This is a genomic window from Sulfitobacter sp. (genome assembly GCF_036961165.1).
Classification (GTDB): domain Bacteria; phylum Pseudomonadota; class Alphaproteobacteria; order Rhodobacterales; family Rhodobacteraceae; genus Sulfitobacter.
Window position 1 is genome coordinate 1 of the sequence record NZ_JBALVJ010000155.1, and the last position, 3,825, is coordinate 3,825.

General features: G+C 57.9%; 4 protein-coding genes. 1 reads left to right on the top strand and 3 read right to left on the bottom strand.

The window, feature by feature from the left end; all coding sequences use genetic code 11:
• Nucleotides 1-65: 65 nt before the first annotated feature.
• Together V7730_RS22360 and V7730_RS22365 are read right to left on the bottom strand one after the other, a co-directional pair.
• Complete coding sequence (locus V7730_RS22360) at nt 66-479, bottom strand: hypothetical protein (RefSeq protein ID WP_335749762.1); 414 nt, start codon at nt 477-479, stop codon at nt 66-68.
• Nucleotides 480-533: 54 nt separating this feature from the next.
• A complete protein-coding gene (locus tag V7730_RS22365) occupies nt 534-1,649 on the bottom strand; it encodes a serine/threonine protein kinase (protein WP_335749763.1) in 1,116 nt (371 codons plus the stop codon).
• Between the two features lie 123 nt (nt 1,650-1,772).
• Here V7730_RS22365 and V7730_RS22370 point away from each other — a divergent pair, with 123 nt between their 5' ends.
• Nucleotides 1,773-3,170, top strand: a complete 1,398-nt coding sequence (locus V7730_RS22370; RefSeq protein ID WP_335749764.1) for an amidase family protein — start codon at nt 1,773-1,775, stop codon at nt 3,168-3,170.
• A 294-nt stretch (nt 3,171-3,464) separates the two neighbouring features.
• On the opposite strand, the gene V7730_RS22375 is transcribed toward V7730_RS22370, so the two are convergent.
• Nucleotides 3,465-3,825 (bottom strand): hypothetical protein (locus tag V7730_RS22375; RefSeq protein WP_335749765.1); only part of this gene is annotated, 361 nt, incomplete at its 5' end.

Genomic DNA, 3,825 nt, shown 5'->3' on the forward strand with positions numbered 1-3,825 from the left:
AGCCATTCATGCGCAGCGCAGCATCCGTCACAACGGGCTCCAAGCCGCCATTCGCCGCGGTGCCATTATTTTGACGTGAGGAGGCGCGCGGCTTCGTCTAATGTCTCGACGAGCCCACCCAGAAACCCGTCCGCCGTCACATCAATCAGCGCCTTGCCTTCTTCGTCCTGAAGCGTGAAGGGCTGATCCTCCAACTTCTGAAGCTCCCGAAGGCTTTTCCCGCCACCGTGTTTGAGCACGTTCGCGGTAAGATAGTAATGGTAAACGCTTTGGGCGAGATCGGTGTGGCCTTCGGCTACAAGCTTGTTGCGCAGTTTCACAAAGAACGGGCCGCGGGCGAAGTGGTGTTGCAACCGCGCCTCGAAGGCGGAGACTGTTTCAACAGTCACCGCCTCGATTTCTGCAGCATCCGCTTCGGGATTGTTCGCAACTGCTTCGGCGTTTGCAAGAAGTTGGGCAACGTCTGGTAGGTCAGTCATGGCGTATTCCTTTAGGAGGTGAGTTCACGCCACAACCGGGCTTTGATCTGCGTCTTACTTGCTTAAGCTCGGGAAGTAATCCTCGCATTTGCCCTCGCGGTAAACATCTGCCGTACAGCAGTGCAACCCGCCGCCAAAGGCGTAGGCATCGCGCAGTTCGACTTCGACAACCTCCATACCCAGCTTGTCCATCTGCTCGGCCTGATAAACCTCTGACTTTTCAACGCAGACGGTTTTAGGGTCTAACACCAGCACGTTCATGCTCAGCCATGTGGAGGAATAGCACAGCGGTGGTGGCGAGTTGTGCGCGGGCTGTGCTGCGTCCACAATTTCCCAACCGTTGGCCTCAAACATGCCGCGCTGGTCTTCGGGCAGACGGCGCTGCGGGTTGTTGAGGATCAGGCCGGGGCGCAGCGGTGTGAATGTCGCGTCGATATGGATGGGGTAGGGATCACCGGGGAAGTTGACCGTATGCACGCGGTGGTCGGGGAAGTGGCGGCGCAGCCATTCGATCCCTTTGAGGTTGGTGGTGAACCCGTGCTGCACAACCAGATCGCGGCCAAAGCGCAAGACATCTGCCGCGTCGAACAATGGCTCTTCTTCCGTCGTCACAAAGTGGCGCTCTTCTGCCCACTTCAGGCGTTGAGCGTTGCCGATTTTGTCGTTGAGATAGTCGGGATGGTAATCCGCATCTGTAAGGCGCGGCTTAGGTGCGCTCTCATGGCGGAAATTCGGATCTTCGTTGAAATACTGCTGCATCAGGGGGCGGTAGTTCAAATACTCGAACCAGCGGCATCGATAAGACATCGTCGCTTCCAGCATCTCGGCCCCGACGGTCAGCAGCACGTCGCGTGGCGGCATGCAGCCGAACTGGCTTTCGGTGTGAAAGTCGGGCGTGGTGGCTGGCAGGGAATGGTCGATACAAGTTGGCCGATCCACGCGGACGCCGCGCTTTTCGAGCATACCAGCAAAATTATCCAGCAACTCGTTGGCGCGGTCGATGGTTTCCTGCGGACGGCGGCCCCACTGACCGCGCATATCGCTATCCTCGGGCACTTTGGCATCCAACGCGGGTTCTTCCGGCGGGATGTGGCAATCATCAGCACGGCCAACGATGACGTGTTTGAGCGGGTCCCACTCGTTCCAGCTGTTGACCACCGTTTTCTGCATGATGCGCTCCCTGATAAATTTATGATCAAATGGGTAAGAGCAAAGCGGCCCCTGTGCAAGCGGCAGTGATAGCGGCATTGCCGGAGGGCAGGCTTCGTGCAACCTTGATTTCAAACAGGGAGAATGATGATGGCGCTTTGGGAAATGGACGGTGTCGCGATTGCGGCGCAGATCGCAAAGGGAGAGGTCACTGCGCGCGAGGTGACTGAAGCAACGCTGGCAAGGATGGATGCTGTAAACCCCGCGATCAACGCCGTAGTCGCGCGTGATGATGTAGCAGCGTTGGCAGCGGCGGATGCGGTAGATGCAGCACGGGCCAATGGCGCGCATCTGGGCCCTATGGCAGGCGTACCTGTGACGACCAAGGAAAACGTCGATCAGGCCGGCTTTGCGACGACCAATGGTTTGCGCATCCAGAAGGACCTGATAGCGCAGGCGGATAATCCTGTCGTCGCCAATCTGCGCAAAGCAGGGGCAGTCATTGTCGGGCGCACGAATACGCCGGCTTTTTCGCTGCGCTGGTTTACCCGCAATTCCCTTCACGGTCATACAAAGAACCCGCATAACCCGCGGATCACACCGGGGGGATCATCTGGTGGGGCGGCTGCGGCAACGGCGGCAGGTGTTGGCGCGATGGGGCATGGTACCGATATAGGCGGCTCTATCCGCTATCCTGCCTATGCATGTGGGCTACAGGGAATTCGGCCGACCTTGGGTCGCGTTGCTGCGTGGAACCCGTCCAGCCCCGACCGCCATATTGGCGCGCAATTAATGGCGGTATCAGGACCACATGCGCGTTCAGTGCGGGATCTGCGGGTATCGCTCACGGTCATGGCAGAGCCCGATTTGCGCGACCCGTGGCATGTGCCAGTGCCGATGGACGGACCTGACTATCCGCGTCGTGCGGCCTTGTGCATCTCTCCCGAAGGCCTGCAGACGCATCCTTTGGTAGAGATGGCGCTGCGTGAAGCATCCGCGCGCTTGGTTGATGCAGGCTGGCAGGTGGAGGAGGTGGCAAGCCCGCCGTTCCGCGAACCGGCTCGCCGTCAGGCGCAACTGTGGCTCGCAGAGATGGCACGCGGCGCGCAGGCAGCGTTTGCGCACGAGGGTGATGCCGATGCAAACCATGTATTGGCGGAGATGCACAAACTGACGCCTGTGCCAGACCTGAACGAAGTATTGGACGCGATGCAGGCACGCGTCTGGTTCTTGCGTGAATGGCAGCTTTTTTTGGCGCAGTACCCTGTCTTGATTTGCCCTGTGTCCGCCGAGCCGCCGTTCCCCGACCTGCTTGATCTAGAGGATTTCCCCCGTGTGATGGAAGCACAGCTGACGCAGGTTGGACTTCCGTTGATGGGGTTGCCGGGAATGTCGGTGTTTACGGGTTTTACTGACAGTGACGCAGGGCGTGCACCGATGGGTGCGCAACTAATCGCTGGCCGCTACCGTGAGGACATTTTGCTGGATGCCGCTGAAGCGATCGAGGTCCGTGGTGCCCCAATAAAGGTGGTCACACCCTAACCCAGCGGGCCTAAAGGTTTGGGGAATGTCCGGAAATCGTATTGGTCCGCTTTGAGCCCGAAGTGACAAATGCTGCGCGCGACACGAATGCCTTCTAATCGAAACAAGATGGCGTCGGGGACCTCAGGTCTCTGAGGAAAGCGTTTGAGTGTCGGAACATTCGTAGAAACCTGAGGATCAAATCTCTGAGGCATAACCTGACACAACCACAACAGTTTCGCCGGGCAATTCGATCTTTGGCGTCAAGGGGGGACGCCGTCTTTTGCCTTTGTCTTCGGGCAAATAGACTTGGCGTTAGTCGGATGATCCGCCATCACCACCAAAGTCATATCCAGTACCAGTCATTCCATAACTATTTCGGCTATCTGGGCTCGTCCGTAACGCAAGGATACTATCCTTGCCTCGCACTTTAAAAAGGCCGTTCCTGCACCACTGCCCGATAATGAGGACTACAGCACCTAAAGAAGTGATAAACAGGACCAGCAGCCAATGGTCCTGCAAAGCTGCCGGTATCAAGTCCTCAAGTTCAAGTAGCACCATGATCGAGATCGTTGCCATGCCAATGAACGTGACAACGCCACCGACCAACGAAAGGACTCGCGCATGTAAAACGCACAGCAATAATGGGCCGCAGAAACGGCTGCGACATAGCGCA

Excerpts from the sequence above, each read along its gene's own strand:
- V7730_RS22360 (WP_335749762.1), bottom strand. The coding sequence starts at position 479 with ATGACTGACCTACCAGACGTTGCCCAACTTCTTGCAAACGCCGAAGCA.
- V7730_RS22370 (WP_335749764.1), top strand. The coding sequence starts at position 1,773 with ATGATGATGGCGCTTTGGGAAATGGACGGTGTCGCGATTGCGGCGCAG.
- V7730_RS22365 (WP_335749763.1), bottom strand. The coding sequence starts at position 1,649 with ATGCAGAAAACGGTGGTCAACAGCTGGAACGAGTGGGACCCGCTCAAA.